General features: G+C 65.5%; 9 protein-coding genes. 7 read left to right on the top strand and 2 right to left on the bottom strand.

Annotated elements, in window-relative coordinates; all coding sequences use genetic code 11:
* Positions 1-10: 10 nt before the first annotated feature.
* From treZ to HU738_RS03020, 7 genes are all read left to right on the top strand, one after another.
* Complete coding sequence (gene treZ / locus HU738_RS03050; RefSeq protein WP_186600939.1) at positions 11-1753, top strand: malto-oligosyltrehalose trehalohydrolase; 1743 nt, start codon at positions 11-13, stop codon at positions 1751-1753.
* Positions 1750-3819: a 4-alpha-glucanotransferase gene (malQ, locus tag HU738_RS03045; RefSeq protein ID WP_186600938.1), complete on the top strand. Its 2070-nt coding sequence runs from the start codon at positions 1750-1752 to the stop codon at positions 3817-3819. The genes treZ and malQ overlap by 4 nt, the downstream gene beginning before the upstream one ends.
* Complete coding sequence (locus tag HU738_RS03040) at positions 3816-6590, top strand: malto-oligosyltrehalose synthase (protein ID WP_186600937.1); 2775 nt, start codon at positions 3816-3818, stop codon at positions 6588-6590. Before malQ ends, HU738_RS03040 begins: the two co-directional genes overlap by 4 nt.
* 17 nt (positions 6591-6607) lie before the next feature.
* Positions 6608-6874, top strand: coding sequence for a DUF2934 domain-containing protein (locus tag HU738_RS03035; RefSeq protein ID WP_189660435.1), 267 nt, complete (start codon positions 6608-6610; stop codon positions 6872-6874).
* 92 nt (positions 6875-6966) lie between these two features.
* Positions 6967-9120, top strand: coding sequence for a glycogen debranching protein GlgX (gene glgX, locus HU738_RS03030; protein WP_186600935.1), 2154 nt, complete (start codon positions 6967-6969; stop codon positions 9118-9120).
* 53 nt (positions 9121-9173) lie between these two features.
* Complete coding sequence (locus tag HU738_RS03025) at positions 9174-9968, top strand: endonuclease/exonuclease/phosphatase family protein (protein ID WP_186600934.1); 795 nt, start codon at positions 9174-9176, stop codon at positions 9966-9968.
* A 319-nt stretch (positions 9969-10287) separates the two neighbouring features.
* Complete coding sequence (locus HU738_RS03020) at positions 10288-11367, top strand: autotransporter domain-containing protein (protein ID WP_176507497.1); 1080 nt, start codon at positions 10288-10290, stop codon at positions 11365-11367.
* Between the two features lie 297 nt (positions 11368-11664).
* On the opposite strand, the gene glgB is transcribed toward HU738_RS03020, so the two are convergent.
* Together glgB and treS are read right to left on the bottom strand one after the other, a co-directional pair.
* On the bottom strand, positions 11665-13875 hold the full coding sequence (glgB, locus tag HU738_RS03015) for a 1,4-alpha-glucan branching protein GlgB (RefSeq protein WP_186600933.1): 2211 nt from the start codon (positions 13873-13875) through the stop codon (positions 11665-11667).
* Positions 13876-17193, bottom strand: coding sequence for a maltose alpha-D-glucosyltransferase (gene treS, locus HU738_RS03010; protein WP_186600932.1), 3318 nt, complete (start codon positions 17191-17193; stop codon positions 13876-13878). It lies immediately after the preceding gene.
* Positions 17194-17208 lie beyond the last annotated feature (15 nt).

The following is a 17208-nucleotide window of genomic DNA, read 5'->3' as shown; positions in this document are numbered from 1 at the left end:
GGGTTAGAAGATGCACAGGCATGGCGCACACCTGATGGACGCCACGTCGGCGCGCTTCGCCCTGTGGGCGCCCGATGCGCGCAGCGTGAGCTTGGAACTGGACCAGCAGCCGGCGATCGAGCTGCTGCCCGAAGACGGCGGCTGGTACACCGGGGTCGCCCCGTGCCGGGCCGGTGACCGTTATCACTATCGTATCGACGGCGAGCTGCAAGTGCCTGACCCGGCGTCGCGCTATCAACCCGAAGGGGTGCACGGGCCGAGCCAGGTCGTGGATGTCGGCGCCTTCGACTGGCAGCACCCTTGGCAGGGGCGGCCCTGGCACGAAGCGGTGATCCAGGAACTGCACGTCGGCGTGCTCGAGGGCTACCAGGGGGTCGCCCGGCGGCTGCCGAGGCTGGCCGAGCTGGGCATCAGCGCCATCGAGCTGATGCCCCTGGGGCAGTTCCCCGGTGAGCGTAACTGGGGCTACGACGGTGTACTGCCCTTTGCGCCACAACACAGCTACGGCAGCCCGGAGCAGCTGTGCGCGCTGGTAGATCAGGCCCATGGCCACGGGCTGATGGTGATGATCGATGTGGTCTACAACCACTTCGGCCCGGACGGCAACTACCTGCACCAGTACGCCAGCCCGTTCTTCAGGGAAGACCGCCAGACACCCTGGGGCGACGCCATCGATTTCCGCCGCCCAGAGGTGCGCGAGTACTTCATCCAGAACGCCCTGATGTGGCTGTGCGACTACCGCTGCGATGGCCTGCGCCTGGACGCGGTGCACGCCATCGACCAACCGGACTTCCTGATGGAACTGGCGCAACGGGTGCGTGCGGCGGTGGAACCGGGCCGGCACGTGTGGCTGGTGCTGGAGAACGAGCACAACCAGGCCTCGCTGCTGCAGCAGGGCTTCGATGCCCAGTGGAACGACGATGGCCACAATGCCTTGCACGTCCTGTTGACCGGGGAAACCGAAGGCTACTACGCCGATTACCAGGAAAAACCCATCGAAAAACTGGCCCGCTGCCTGTCCGAAGGCTTCGTCTTCCAAGGTCAGGCCAACCGCCACGGTACGCCCCGCGGCGAACCCAGCGGGCACCTGGAACCCTCTTCGTTCGTGTTGTTCCTGCAAAACCATGACCAGATCGGCAATCGCGCCCTGGGCGAACGCCTGACTCGCCTGTGCGCGCCAGCTGCCTTGCGTGCGGCCACCGGCCTGCTGCTGCTGGCGCCGATGATCCCGCTGCTGTTCATGGGCGATGAAGATGGCAGTTGCCAGCCGTTCCTGTTCTTTACCGACTTCCACGACGAACTGGCCGATGCCGTGCGCGAGGGCCGACGCGGCGAGTTCGCCCACTTCAAGGCGTTTGCCGACCCCGAGCAACGCGAACACATCCCCGACCCCAACGCCGAGCAGACCTTCGAGGCATCGCGGCCGCAGGGCAAGCAGGTCATCGCGGGCTGGCACGGCCTGTATCAGCAGCTGCTCGACGTGCGCCAGCGCCATGTCATCCCACACCTGCCCGGCAGCCGTGCATTGGGCGCCGTGGTGCTGGGCGAGCAGGCCCTGACCGCACGCTGGCGCCTGGGCGACGGCCGTATCCTGCGCATCGACCTTAACCTGGCCGCGACGCCGCAGGTCGTTGAACTGCCCGCCGCACAATGGCGCCTGTTCGACAGCAGCGACACCCGCCACCCCGATACCGCGCTATCCGCCTACAGCTGCGTGGTCAGCCTGCTTCCACCTGGCCAGGAGCTTCCATGAGCGAAACCGCCCTGCACCGACTGGCCGCCCGCGTAGGGCTGGCCCGCGACTGGATCGATGCCAACAACCGGCCGCAGCAGGTCAGCGACGAGGTCCTGCGCAAGGTCCTCGACGGCCTGGGCCACCCCGCTGGCGACGAGCCTGCCATCCAGGCCAGCCTGCGCGCCGTGGACGCCGCCGAAGACGCCGAGCACCTGCCGCCGCTGATCACTGCCGAGCTTGATCAACCGCTGCCCCTCGGGCGCTACTTCCCGCCAGGCAGCGCCGTGCGCTGTACCCTGGAAAGCAACCGCCTGCAGTACCTGACCCTCGATGCCCAGGGCAACCTGCCCGGCGGCTTGCCGGTGGGTTATCACCTGCTGCAGGTCAACGACCGCAGCTTCACCGTCGCCGTGGCACCGCCGCGTTGCTGGAGCCTGGCTGACGCCGTCAGCGAACCACCGCCGCGCTGCTGGGGCCTGGCCGTGCAGCTTTACAGCCTGCGCCGCCCAGGCGACGGCGGGTATGGCGATTGCCTGGCCCTGGAGCAGCTGGCACGCAGCGCCGCCGAGCGCGGCGCCGACGCCCTGGCGATCAGCCCCATCCATGCCCTGTCAGCCATCGACCAGCAACACTACAGCCCTTACTCGCCGTCCAGCCGCCTGCTGCTCAATACCTTGTATGCCAGCCCCGCCGCGCTGCTGGGCGAGCGCGCCGTGCGCATGGCGATCGAGGCCTGCGGCCTGGAACAGGTACTCGAAGACCTGGAACAACGCCCCCTGGTCGACTGGCCACGCGCCGCCGACGCCCGCCTGCGGCTACTCGAAGCGCTTTACCTGGACTTCAGCCAGGCCGACCACCCGCTGCGCAAAGACTTCGACAGCTTCCGTCAGGCCCGTGGCCAGGCTCTGGAGCACCACTGCCGCTTCGAAGTGCTGCAGGCGCATGCCGTCGAGCATGGCCTGGGCGCCGACTGGCGCAACTGGCCCAGCGCCTGGCACGACCCGTACCACCCGGAAGTCGAAGCCTTTGCCAGCGCGTATCCGGCCAGGATCGAGTTCCACGCGTTCTGCCAGTGGTTGACCGAACGCAGCCTGCAACGTGCCCAGCACGCCGCACGCAGCAATGGCATGGCCATCGGCCTGATCGCCGACCTGGCCGTGGGTGCCGATGGCGCCGGTAGCCAGGCCTGGAGCCGCCAGGACGAGCTGCTGGCCAACCTCAAGGTCGGCGCACCACCCGACATCCTCAACCGCTCGGGCCAGGACTGGGGCATTTGCGCCTTCTCTCCCGAAGGCCTCAAGCGCAACGGCTACCGCGCCTTCATCGAGATGCTGCGAGCCAACCTGGCCCATGCCGGCGGCCTGCGCATCGACCATGTGATGGGGCTGCGCCGGCTGTGGCTGATCCCGCGTGGCTGCAAGCCCGACCAGGGCGCCTACCTCGACTACCCGGTGCAAGACCTGCTGCGCCTGCTGGCCCTGGAGTCGGTGCGCCACCAGGCGATCATTCTGGGTGAAGACCTCGGCACCGTGCCCGAGGGGCTGCGCGAGCAGTTGGCGGCCAAGGCCATACTGGGCATGCGCGTATTGCCGTTCGAGCAGACCCAGCCCGGCCACTTCAAACCGATCCTCGACTGGCCGGACGATGCCCTGGCCACCACCGGCACCCATGACCTGGCGCCACTGGCCGGCTGGCTGCAAAGCCGCGACATCGACTGGAGCCAGCGCCTGAACCTGATCGACGCCGCCACCGAGCTGCACTGGCGCCACGATCGGCAAAAGGAACGCGAAGGCCTGCGCCGCACGCTGGAGGCCAACTATGGCCCGCAAGCGGACAATGACGCGCTGATCGATGCCGCCATCCGCTACGTCGGCCACACCCGCGCCCCGTTGGTGCTCATCCCACTGGAAGACCTGCTGGGCAGCGACGAGCAACCCAACCTGCCCGGCACCACCAGCGGCCACCCCAACTGGCGCCGGCGCTTCGCCGCTCCGGTGCACGAACTACTCGACGACGAAGACGCCGCACGGCGCCTTGAACTGCTGGCCCAGGCCCGCGAACAAGCCTGGGAGCGTGACCGATGAAACCACTGACCGCGACGCTACGCCTGCAATTTCACAGCGACTTCAGCCTCGATGACGCGGTGCCACTGGTACCGTACTTCGCCCGGCTGGGTATCAGCCACCTGTACGCCTCGCCGATCCTCAAGGCCCGCGCCGGCTCGCGCCACGGTTACGACGTGGTCGACCCGACCTGCGTCAACCCCGAGCTGGGTGGCGAGGCTGCGTTGCAACGGCTGGTGGCTGCGCTGCGCCAGCATGGCATGGGGCTGATCCTCGATACCGTGTCCAACCACATGGCCGTGGGCGGCGCCGACAACCCGTGGTGGCAGAGCCTGCTGGCCTGGGGCCGGCGCAGCCCCTACGCGGAGTTCTTCGACATCCAGTGGCACTCCAGCGACCCGCTGCTGGCCGGGCAGTTGCTGCTGCCGTTTCTCGGCAGCGACTACGGCGTGGCGCTGAAGAACGGCGACATCCCGCTGCAATTCGACGCGCAATCGGGCGTGCTGCAGATCGCCCACTATCAGCATCGCTTCCCGATCTGCCCGCTGGACTACGGCTGGATCCTCGCACAGAGCCCCGAGCCTGCACTCAAGGCGCTGGCGGAGCATTTCACTGCCTTGCGCGAATCCCCCGAACCCGTGGCGAACGCCTTGCCACTGCACGCCGAACTGGCGCGCCTGGTGGGAGAAGGCGCGGACCTGGCGTCGGCCCTGATCGCCTTCGACAGCCGCAGCGAAAGCGGCTTCAAGCGCCTGCACCTGTTGCTCGAACGCCAGACCTACCGCCTCGCCAGCTGGCGCACTGCCGCCGATGACATCAACTGGCGGCGCTTCTTCGACATCAACGAACTGGGCGGCCTGCGAGTGGAGCGTAGCGCAGTGTTCGAAGCCACCCACGCCAAGCTGTTCGAACTGATCGAGCGCGGCCTGGTGGACGGCCTGCGCATCGACCATATCGACGGCCTGGCCGACCCGCGCGGCTATTGCCGCAAGCTGCGCCGCCGGGTCGACGGCCTGCTCGCCAGGCGCCCGTTGCAGGCTGCGCTGGAACACTTCCCGATCTACGTGGAAAAGATCCTCGGCACCGACGAACACCTGCACCGCGACTGGCTGACCGACGGCACCACCGGCTACGAGTTCATGAACCAGGTCTCGCTGCTGCAACACGACCCGGCCGGTGAAGCGCCGCTGACCGAGTTGTGGGCGGCGGTCAGCGAGCGCCCCGCTTTCCCCGAGGAAGTGCGGCTGGCGCGCCACCTGGTGCTCAATGCCAGCCTTGCCGGCGATTGCGAATCCGTCGCCCAGGCGTTGTTGCAGGTCGCCCGTGACGACCTGATGACCCGCGACCTGACCCTTGGCGCGATTCGCCGCGCACTGCAAGCGCTGGTTGCGCATTACCCGGTGTATCGCACCTACTTCAATGCCTGCGGGCGCCCGGCCGAGGACGAGCGCTTCTTCCAGCAGGCCCTGGCCAACGCCCGCCAGGACCTTGGCGAAGCCGACTGGCCGTTGCTCGATCAGCTCGAACAATGGCTCGGTGGCCAGCCCTGGCGCCAGCTGCCACCGGGCCGGCCACGCAAGCACCTGCGCCATGCCTGCGTGCGCTTCCAGCAGCTCACCGCACCCAGTGCCGCCAAGGCTGTGGAAGACACCGCCTTCTACCGCTCGGCACGGCTGCTGTCGCGCAACGATGTCGGCTTCGAGGCCGAGCGCTTCAGCGCAGGCGCCGAGCATTTCCACAACGAGGCTCAACGCCGCCTGCGCGACTTCCCCGACAACCTGCTGGCCACCGCCACCCACGACCACAAGCGCGGCGAGGACAGCCGTGCTCGCCTGGCCGTGCTGAGCGAGCGTGGGCCGTGGTTCGCCAGCCGCGTGGAACACTGGCGCGAGCTGGCCGCGCCGCTGCGCGAGCAACTGGATGACGGCGTGGCCCCCAGCCCCGGCGACGAGCTGCTGCTGTGGCAGACGCTGCTGGGCAGCTGGCCTCTCGCGCTCGACCTGCAGGATGACAACGCACTGCGCCAGTACGCCGAACGTATCCGCCAATGGCAGCAGAAGGCCCTGCGCGAAGCCAAGCTGCGCAGCAGCTGGAGCGCGCCCAACGAAGCCTATGAAGCGGCCTGCGCCGCCTATGTCGACGGGCTGCTGCTGGACCGGGAAAACCAGCAGTTGCGCCAGTCAATGGCCGATGCCGCACAGCTGATCGCCTGCCCCGGCGCGCTCAACGGTCTGGTCCAGAGCCTGCTGCGCATGACCGTGCCGGGCGTGCCCGACTTGTACCAGGGCAACGAATACTGGGATTTCAGCCTGGTCGACCCGGATAACCGCCGCGCCGTGGACTACGCTTGCAGGCGTCGCACCCTGGACGATGCCAGCACGCCCGGCGAGCTGCTGGCGCACTGGCGTGACGGCCGCATCAAGCAGGCCCTGATCGCACGCGTGCTGGACTGCCGCCAGGCCCACGCCGAGCTGTTCCGGCGCGGGGCCTACCTGCCGCTGCAGATGCAGGGCCGGCATGCCGATCAGGTCATTGCCTTCGCCCGCCTGGGTGAAGGCCAACGCGCCATTGTCGTCGCCCCGCGGCTGGCCTGCGGCCTGCTCGGCGGCGCCACTACACCGTTGATCCCGGCACAGAACTGGGACGATACCCGGGTGATCCTGCCGTTTGCCTTGTCGCCTGCCACTTGGACTGGACTTTTCGGCGGCGCCGCTGTCAGCCCTACAAGGGAGCTGATGTTGAGCGCGGTCTTGGCGGAATTCCCAGTCAATTTGTTGATTGAACATGCATAGCATTCAGGAGTGTCGTGATGAGTGTCGAAGAAAAACGAGTACGCGAATTCGCTTACCAGATCTGGGAGTCGGAGGGTAAGCCGGAGGGTCAGGAGGAACGCCACTGGGACATGGCACGCAAGCTTGCCGAGGCCGAAGCGCTGGCCCCCAAGGCGGCACCGCGCAAGCGGGCGCCGGCCAAGCCCAAGGTAGCGGCTGAGCCGAAGGCTGCGGCGTTGCCTGGGGCTATCAAACCCACGGCCGCCAAGAAGCCAAGAGCAGCGAAAAAACCTACTGCCGGCTAAGCCTGCACCGGCCTCTTCGCGGGCAAGCCCGCGACGAGGCCGGCACAGGTCTGCACAACCCCCCGCCCCACCACGGCCAATCGAGGATTGCCATGAGCCCGCGCACCCCAAAGAAAACCCGCTCCGTCGCCCCAACGCGCATCCGCGAAGGCCTGCCCTTCCCCCTCGGCGCGACCTGGGACGGCTTGGGGGTCAATTTCGCCCTGTTCTCGGCCAATGCCACCAAGGTCGAGTTGTGCCTGTTCGACTCCACCGGCGAGCAGGAGCTCGAGCGCATCGAGCTGCCCGAGTACACCGACGAGATCTACCATGGCTACTTGCCTGATGCGCATCCCGGACTGGTCTACGGCTACCGCGTATACGGCCCCTACGAGCCGGAAAACGGCCACCGCTTCAACCCGAACAAATTGCTGATCGACCCCTATGCCAAGCAATTGGTCGGCAGCCTGAAATGGTCCGAGGCGCTGTTCGGCTACACCATTGGCCACCCCGATGGCGACCTGTCGTTCGACGAACGCGACAGTGCGCCATTCGTACCCAAGTGCAAGGTCATCGACCCGGCCTTCACCTGGGGCCGCGACCAGCGCGTGCAGGTCCCTTGGGAGCGCACGATCATCTATGAAGCCCACACTCGCGGCATCAGCATGCGCCACCCTGCCGTGCCAGAAGAGCTGCGTGGCACCTTCGCCGGCCTTGCCAACGACGAACTGCTCAAGCACATCAAGGACCTGGGCGTGTCGAGCATCGAGCTGCTGCCGATCCATGCCTTCGTCAACGACCAGCATTTGCTGGACAAGGGCCTGAACAACTACTGGGGCTACAACAGCATCGCCTTCTTCGCACCGCACCCGCGCTACCTGGCCAGCGGCAAGATTGCCGAGTTCAAGGAGATGGTCGCCCACCTGCATGACGCAGGCCTGGAAGTGATCCTCGACGTGGTCTACAACCACACCGCCGAAGGCAACGAACGCGGCCCGACCCTGTCGATGCGTGGCATCGACAACGCCTCTTACTACCGCCTGATGCCCGACGACAAGCGCTACTACATCAACGATTCCGGCACCGGCAACACCCTCGACCTCAGCCACCCGTGCGTACTGCAGCTGGTCACCGACTCGCTGCGCTACTGGGCGGGCGAAATGCATGTCGACGGTTTCCGCTTCGACCTGGCGACCATCCTTGGCCGCTATCACGACGGCTACAGCGAGCGCCACGGCTTCCTGGTCGCCTGCCGCCAGGACCCGATGCTCAGCCAGGTCAAGCTGATCGCCGAACCCTGGGACTGCGGCCCAGGTGGCTATCAGGTCGGCAATTTCGCACCGGGCTGGGCCGAGTGGAACGACCGCTTCCGTGACACGGCACGGGCCTTCTGGAAGGGCGACGAAGGCCAGCTGGCCGATTTCGCCGCACGTATCACCGCTTCGGGCGACCTGTTCAACAACCGCGGGCGGCGGCCATATTCCTCGGTCAACTTCATCACCGCCCACGATGGCTTCACCCTGCGCGACCTGGTGTCGTACAACGGCAAGCACAACGAAGACAACGACGAGAACAACCAGGACGGCACCGACAACAACCTGTCGTGGAACTGTGGTGCCGAAGGCCCGACCGACGACCCTGAAATCAACGCCCTGCGCATGCGCCAGATGCGCAACTTCTTCGCCACGCTGCTGCTGGCCCAGGGTACGCCGATGATCGTCGCCGGCGATGAATTCAGCCGCACCCAGCATGGCAACAACAACGCCTATTGCCAGGACAGCGAGATCGGCTGGGTCAACTGGGACCTGGATGACGAAGGCAAGCAGCTGCTGGCCTTCGTCAAGCGCCTGACCCGCCTGCGCCTGGCCTACCCGGTGCTGCGCCGCTCGCGCTTTTTGGTCGGCGATTACAACGAAGCGATCGGGGTCAAGGACGTGACCTGGCTGGCGCCCGATGGCAACGAGATGAGCGTGGAGCAGTGGGAAGACCCGCACGGCCGTTGCCTGGGCATGCTGATCGATGGCCGCGCCCAGGTCAGTGGTATTGCCCGGCCTGGGTCTGAGGCGACCATGCTGTTGATCGTCAATGCGCACCACGATGTGGTGCCGTTCTTGCTGCCGGCGGTTCCGGAAGGTGACTACTGGAGCTGCCTGATCGACACCGACCGGCCGGAGCTGCGCAAGCCGCAGCATCTGCAGTTCGACAGTACCTTCGAGGTCAAGGGGCGGTCGTTGCTGCTGTTGGCCTTGCAGCGCGAGGAAGAGTGAGCCGGAACCGGCTCACCCTGTTTTATCTGTATCGGTAGCCTTGAGGAGCCACTGTGAACCTCGAAGCCGGCAGCCCAGGTTTCGCCAGCACCCGTCAGGCCCCGCCCGTCGACCGCCTGCGGGTGCTCACGGTGAACACCCACAAGGGCTTCACCGCTTTCAACCGGCGCTTCATCCTGCCTGAGCTGCGCGAGGCGGTGCGCAGCACCCAGGCAGACGTCGTGTTCCTCCAGGAAGTGCTCGGCAGCCACGACCGCCATGCCGCGCGCTACCCCGGCTGGCCGCAGACCTCGCAGTACGAATTCCTTGCCGACAGCATGTGGAGCGACTTCGCTTATGGCCGCAACGCGGTCTACCCCGACGGCCACCACGGCAATGCGCTGCTGTCCAAGTACCCGATCATCGAGCACCGCAACCTCGACGTGTCGATCACCGGCCCCGAGCGCCGCGGCCTGCTGCACTGCATCCTCGACGTCCCCGGCCAGCACAACGTGCATGCCATCTGCGTGCACCTGTCATTGCTGGAAAACCATCGACAGAAGCAGCTCAAGCTGCTGCGTCAGTTGCTGGATTCCTTGCCTGCCGAGGCGCCGGTGATCATTGCCGGCGATTTCAACGACTGGAAGTCCCACGGCAACCGCACCCTTGGCCTGCAGCGCGACCTGCACGAGGCCTTCGAACGCCACCATGGCCACCTCGCCCGCACCTACCCGGCGCGCCTGCCCCTTCTGCGCCTGGACCGTATCTACCTGCGCAACGCCGATAGCCATGCGCCGCAGATACTGGGGCACAAACCTTGGACGCACCTTTCCGACCACTTGCCACTGACCGTGGAGGTCAGGTTGTAACAATGATTCGGCATAGCCAGCGCCGCAGAAATAGCGATCATCGCTATATACGGAAAATTTATTCGGCTAATCAAAGCATTACCGCCGCCCACAGGGTTTGAACAGACCTTTCACGTTTTCTTGACGCAAGCGCCTGACTCTCCTTAGCTGAACACTATCACTAGATGTAAGAACTCGCGCCGGGCCTCTAGCTCGCGCCTTTGTGCGCGCTCGCGAACGCCGGCGTGCTGGTTTGGGTCGCCCTCTGTTTTTGTCGTACAGCTCGTGACAACAGGCCAGGTCCTTGGGCTTTACACCAAAAAAACAGAGGAGATCCGCCATGAAAAGAACCTCGAATCCCCTGCGCTTCGAACCTATTTTCTATGCGGTTTCCACGTCGATGCTTCTGGCAACCCCAGTGGAAACCTTCGCGTTCGAACTGCAGGAAGATCCGATCTCGCCCAGCTACCTGCAGCAAGCGACGGTGCCGACGATATCGCTAGACCCGGTTACTGCCAGCGGCCTGAACATGGGGACGCTGAACGCCTTCAGCGAGAAAATGGGCGAGCGCCACAACCTGCCGGCCCCCGAACGGGTAGGCGGCCAGTGGGCACAGTTCTTCCCTGGCACCACGCCTAGGCCTGGAGCGCGAGCACCAGAGCAACTGGAAGCGCCCAGCCAGCAGTTGATGATCGGCCCGGACCTGTTCGTGCGGGAAACTGCCGAGGGCAATGTCCACCGTGCGGGAATTTTCGTTGGCCACAACAACCTGCAAAGCAGCTTCAATGGCGTACGGCCGCTGCTGGGCGACAAGCAGCGCAACGCAGTCAACCTCAGTGGCGAAAGCCTGGGGGTGTTCTGGAGCATGACCCATGAGCGAGGCTGGCACCTGGATGCCGTGGCCATGGGCTCACGCATCGAGGTGATGGGCCGCGGCGACAGTGGCCAACGCCTGAATGACAGCGGCCATGCGATGACGTTTTCGGTAGAAGGCGGTTACCCGATAGGCCTGGGTGGCGGCTGGGTGATCGAGCCCCAGGCGCAATTGATCAACCAGCAGTTCTTCCCGGGTAACCAGGTGCAGGCAGAGACCTTGCAGGCCTTCGATAGCCAGCCGAGCTGGAGCGGCCGGGTCGGTGCCAAGCTGTCCGGGCGCTACGAAGTGAAAGGCATGCCGATCGAGCCCTATGTGCGAACCAACGTCTGGTATGACTTCAACGACGCCAGCGATGTCAAGCTGGACCAGGTCGACAAGATCTCCAGCTCGCGATACTCGACCACGGTAGAACTGGGATTGGGCTTGGTGGCACGGGTCACACCCAAGGTGGCGCTGTTCGTCAGTGCCGACTACAGCAGCGATGTGGATGGCAACGACCTGAATGGGCTGATAGGCAGCCTTGGGGTGCGGATGCGGTGGTAGGCAGGCCTGGCCCTATCGCGGATAAATCCGCTCCTACACGGACCATGCGATCCCCGTTCATCCGCGATCAGGCCAGCACAGGTACCAATCAAGCCGGCTTCATCGCGATCCCTGTAGGAGCGGATTCATCCGCGATGAGGCCAGCAAAGGCAACCAACCAGGCCGCCTTCATCACGATTCCCTGTAGGAGCGGATTCATCCGCGATGAGGCCAGCAAAGGCAACCAACCAGGCCGCCTTCATCACGATTCCCTGTAGGAGCGGACTCATCCGCGATGAGGCCAGCACAGGCAACCGATCAGGCCGGCTTCATCACCAGAACGCCAAGCGGCGGCAAGTTCAGCGCCAGTGACAATGGCTGCCCATGGCTGGCCACCTGATCGCTCTCCACCGCCCCCAGGTTGCCCACGTTCGACCCGGCATACAGCTCGGCATCGCTGTTCAGCAACTCCTGCCAACGCTCGCCAAACGGCACACCGATCCGGTAGCCCTCGCGCGGCACCGGGGTGAAGTTGGCCACCACCAGCAATGGCTCACCCTGGCTGCTCCAGCGCAGCCAGGCGTACACGCTGTTGTGCGCGTCATCGCCGATCAGCCACTGGAAACCCTGGGGCTGGCAATCCTGCTCATGCAGCGCCGGCAGCTCGCGGTACAGGCGGTTGAGGTCGCCTACCAGGCGCTGTACGCCTTGGTGCTCGGGATACTGCAGCAGGTACCAGTCCAGCTGGTGGTCATGGTTCCACTCCCGCCACTGGCCGAACTCGCAGCCCATGAACAGCAGCTTCTTGCCCGGGTGGGTCCACATGAAGGTCAGGTAGGCGCGCAGGTTGGCGAACTTCTGCCAGCGGTCACCGGGCATCTTGTCGATCAGCGAGTGCTTGCCGTGCACCACCTCGTCGTGAGAGATCGGCAGGATGAAGTGCTCGGAATAGGCATAGATCAGGCCGAAGCTCATCTCATTGTGGTGATAGGTGCGGTGCACCGGATCGTTCTGGATGTAGTGCAGCGTGTCGTGCATCCAGCCCATGTTCCACTTGTAGGCGAAGCCCAGGCCGCCCTGCTCGGTCGGCTGGCTCACGCCCGGCCAGGCCGTGGATTCCTCGGCGATGATCAGTGCGCCCGGTGCCTCGTGGGCAGCGATACCGTTGAGGTGGCGGATGAAATCGATGGCCTCGAGGTTTTCGCGCCCACCGTGGCGGTTGGGCACCCATTCGCCCGGCTTGCGCGAGTAGTCGCGGTACAGCATCGAGGCCACCGCATCGACGCGCAAACCGTCGATGTGGAAGTGTTTGAGCCAGTGCAGAGCCGACGCCATCATGAAACCACGCACCTCGTTGCGGCCGAGGTTGTAGATCAGCGTGTTCCAGTCCTGATGGTAGCCTTCGAGCGGGTTGTCGTACTCGTACAGTGCCGTGCCGTCGAAGCGTGCCAGGCCGTGTTCGTCGGTGGGGAAATGCGCCGGTACCCAGTCGAGGATCACGCCAATGCCACCCTGATGGCAGGCATCGATGAAGGCCGCGAAGTCCTCAGGGCTGCCGTAGCGCGAAGTCGGCGCGAACATCGACAGCGGCTGGTAACCCCAAGACCCTCCGAACGGGTGCTCCATGATCGGCAGCAGCTCGATATGGGTGAACCCCAGTTGCTGCACGTAAGGCACCAGCCGTTCGGCCAGCTCACGCCAGTTGTAGTAGCGCGACACTTCACCCGGCTCGTCAAGCTCGCATTGCCAGGAACCGGGGTGCAGTTCGTAGATCGACAACGGGGCGCTGTAGGCGTGGCGCTGGGCGCGGTGCGCCATCCAGTCGTGGTCCTGCCAGGCATGGCTCAGCTCGGCGGCCACCTTGGACGCGGTGCTCGGCGGCAGCTCGGTGGCGCGGGCCAGCGGGTCAGCCTTCAGCGGCAGTATGCCGTCCTTGCCGAGCACTTCGAACTTGTAGGTTTCGCCCACACCCAGGCGCGGCACGAACAGCTCCCACACGCCAGCGCTGTGGCGCAGGCGCATGGGGTGGCGGCGGCCGTCCCAGTTGTTGAAGTCGCCGACCACCGACACCCGCCGCGCATTCGGTGCCCACACCGAGAAGCACACGCCATCGACACCCTCGACCTGGGTCGGTTGAGCGCCGAAGCGCCCGGACAGGTCGCGGTGGTTGCCTTCGGCAAACAGGTAGAGGTCCATGTCGCCGAGTTGCGGGCCGAAGCTGTAAGGGTCTTCGGTCACCTGCTCGCCACCGGCCCAGCCGATTTGCAACAAGTACGGGTGTGCCTCATCGAGGTGCGCAGTGAACAGCCCGGGCAGGCTGCCCTGCACCATGTCGGCAAGGATGCGCCCGTCATGGCGCGCCAGCACCCGCACGCTCAGGGCATTGGGCAGGAAGGCGCGGACGAACAAGCCGCCCTGCCCGTCGCCGTGGGGGCCCAGCACTGCAAATGGATCGGCGTGCTCGGCGCGGGCCAGGGCATCCAGGTCCCGTTGCCGAAGGCCGCCGTTTTCACGCGTGGTTGCGTTCATCTATGACTCTCCCCAGGTACTGATCAGTCCATGCAGGCCATGCAAAGGCACGGCCAGCCAACTTGGACGGTTTTCGGCTTCGTATGTGATTTCGTAGGCGGCTTTTTCCAGGCAGAACAACTCCAGTGCGGCGCGCTCGCCCTCGGCCTGTTGCCAGGCGTGGGGCATGGCGGCGGTGGCCAGGCCGTAGGCTTCGACGAAGGCATGCCGCGACTGGTGCAGGTACTGCCGGGCAACCCGTTGCCGGGCTTGCCGGGCCGGGTCGGAAAGGTCTACGGCAGACGCGCTGCGCAAGATCATCGCAGCAGCATAGTCGAAAGATCGCAACACGCCGCTGACATCCTTGTACGGGCTGTGTCTGGCCCGGCGTTCGTCCAGCGGACGGGCAGGTTCGCCCTCGAAATCGATCAGGTAGGCATCGCCCTGCACCACCAGCACCTGGCCCAGGTGCAGGTCGCCGTGCACGCGCATCAGCAGGCCACCCTGGGCCTGTTCGGCGAGCCTGGCGACGTGCTGGGCGAGGCCGTCACGCTGCTGTTGCAGGTCGTCGACCAGGGCCTGGCTGTCGCTGTCGAGGTGTTCGCGGTGCTGCGCCAGCAGGTCGAGGGCATGGTCCAGTTCGGCGCTGATCTGCGCACTCCAGCGTTGGCTGTCGTCGGCGTCGCTGGGGCGCGGCTGGAAAGCGTCGTCGTTGCTCGGCGCTGCGAGCAACTGGTGCATCTCGCCCAGGCGCTGGCCGAGCAAGGCGGCGAAGCCGGTGAGTTCGGCCAGCGCGTCGGTATGCACTTCCGGGTCGGCAGTGCCGGGCTCCATCTCGTCGCGGATGGCCCGCTCCAGGGTATTCTGGGTCCAGGCCCAGGCATCGCCCTGGTTGCTGAGGTAGCCTTGGGCGATCATCAACAGGTGCGGCGCGCCCTGCTCATCGACGCGGCTGACCCAGGCCAGCAGCGGCGAGATGTTGGCGAAGCCGGCGGCGGTGAGATAGGCGCTCATTTCCAGCTCGGGGTGAATGCCTGGGTTGACCCGGCGAATCAGCTTGAGCACCACGCGGTCGCCAACCACCACCGAGCTGTTGGATTGCTCGGCGCTGAGGTAGCGCACCTGGCTTTCCTCGTTCAGTTCAAGCCCGGCCAGCTGAGCGGTGCAGGCGAAGCGCAACTCGCCTTGGCCATTGCCGCAGGGCAGCTGCGTGCCGTCCTGGCAGGCCCGCAGTACCGCACGGATGAACGGTTCGAGGACGAACGCATCGGTAATCAGGCCGACCTGACGGCCACGGCGCACCCGCGACAGCGCCAACTGCTGTGGCAGCGCCGAGTTGATCTGCTCTTCCGGAAGCAGGCCGAACGGCAACTGGTAGCGGGTGGCTACGCCATCGCTGAGCACTTCGATCTCGCTGAGCAGCACCGGGGTGGTAGCGGTGCCGAAACGCACGCCGTAGCGCAGGCGCACCTGGTCGATCGGGCCTTCCTTGCCGGCGAACCAGCGGCGCTTGGGCAGGTATTGCGGCAGGATGGTGTCGTTGAGGGTGTCGCTGGAAGGCGCTTCCAGCAGTTCTTCCATGCGTTTGCGCAGCACTAAAGTGGTCAATTCCGGCAACCCCTCGGTGGCTTGGATGTGCCAGCTGGGCATGCGGTCATGGGCAGCCAGCAGGAACCAGTAGAAGGCGTACGGCGGCAACGTCAGCAGGAACGGCAGCTGGCCGATCGGCGGGAAGGCGCTGCCACCGAGCATCTCCACCGGCACTTTGCCCGCGTATTGCGACAGTTCGAGCTCCGCCGCCTGGGCGGCGCGGGAAACGTTGGCGACGCAGAGGATGACTTCGGTATTGCCGTCGGCGTCGGTGTACTCGCGGATATAGGCCAGGATGCGCCGGTTGCTCGGCGTAAGCGTACGCAGGCTGCCGCGGCCAAAGGCCTTCTGCTGCTTGCGCACTGCCAGCAGCCGGCGGTTCCAGTTCAACAGCGAGTGCGGGTCGTGGGCCTGGGCCTCGACGTTGACGGTCTGGTAGCCGTACAACGGGTCCATGATCGGCGGCAGTACCAGGCGTTGCGGGTCGGCTCTGGAAAAACCGCCGTTGCGGTCCGGTGACCATTGCATCGGCGTGCGCACACCATCGCGGTCGCCGAGGTAGATGTTGTCGCCCATGCCCAGTTCATCGCCGTAGTACAGCGTCGGCGTGCCTGGCATCGACAGCAACAGGCTGGTAAGCAGCTCGATGCGCCGCCGGTCACGTTGCAGCAACGGCGCCAGACGCCGGCGGATACCGAGGTTGATGCGGGCGCGACGGTCCTCGGCGTAGTAGTTCCACAGGTAATCGCGCTCGCGGTCGGTGACCATTTCCAGGGTCAGCTCATCGTGGTTGCGCAGAAAGATCGCCCACTGGCAGTTCGCCGGGATGTCCGGGGTCTGGCGCAGGATGTCGGTGATCGGGAAGCGGTCTTCCATGGCCAGCGCCATGTACATGCGCGGCATCAGCGGGAAGTGGAAGGCCATGTGGCATTCGTCGCCATCCCCCTCGCCGAAATACGGGCGGGTGTCTTCAGGCCACTGGTTGGCCTCGGCCAGCAGCATGCGGTCAGGGTAGTTGGCGTCGATCTCGGCGCGGATCGCCTTGAGCACCGTGTGGGTCTCGGCGAGGTTCTCGTTGTTGGTGCCGTCGCGCTCGATCAGGTACGGAATGGCGTCCAGGCGCAGGCCATCGACGCCCAGGTCGAGCCAGAAGCGCATCACCCCGATCACCGCCTTGAGCACCTGCGGATTGTCGAAGTTGAGGTCCGGCTGGTGCGAATAGAAGCGGTGCCAGAAGTACTGGCCGGCGACCGGGTCCCAGGTCCAGTTGGACTTTTCGGTGTCGAGGAAGATGATCCGCGTGCCGTCGTACTTCTGGTCGTCGTCCGACCACACGTAGAAGTCCCGCGCCTTGCTGCCGCGCTTGGCGTGGCGGGCGCGCTGGAACCACGGGTGCTGGTCGCTGGTGTGGTTGATGACCAGTTCGGTGATCACCCGCAGGCCGCGCTTGTGCGCCTCGGCGATGAAGCGGCGGGCGTCGGCCATGCTGCCGTAGTCCGGATGCACGGCTTTGTACTCGGCGATGTCGTAGCCATCGTCACGCCGTGGCGAGGGGTAGAACGGCAGCAGCCAGAGGGTGTTGACGCCCAGCTCGGCAATGTAGTCGAGCTTGCTGATCAGGCCAGCGAAATCGCCGATGCCGTCGTTGTTCGAATCGAAGAACGACTTGATATGCAGCTGGTAGATCACGGCATCCTTGTACCACAGCGGGTCATCGATGAAGGCTGCCGGGCGGGACCGCTTGGCCATGTGCGACTCCTTGCC

Source organism: Pseudomonas vlassakiae (assembly GCF_014269035.2).
GTDB lineage: Bacteria > Pseudomonadota > Gammaproteobacteria > Pseudomonadales > Pseudomonadaceae > Aquipseudomonas > Aquipseudomonas vlassakiae.
Note: the sequence above shows the minus strand (reverse complement) of the source record. Positions and strands in the feature narration are given on the sequence as shown.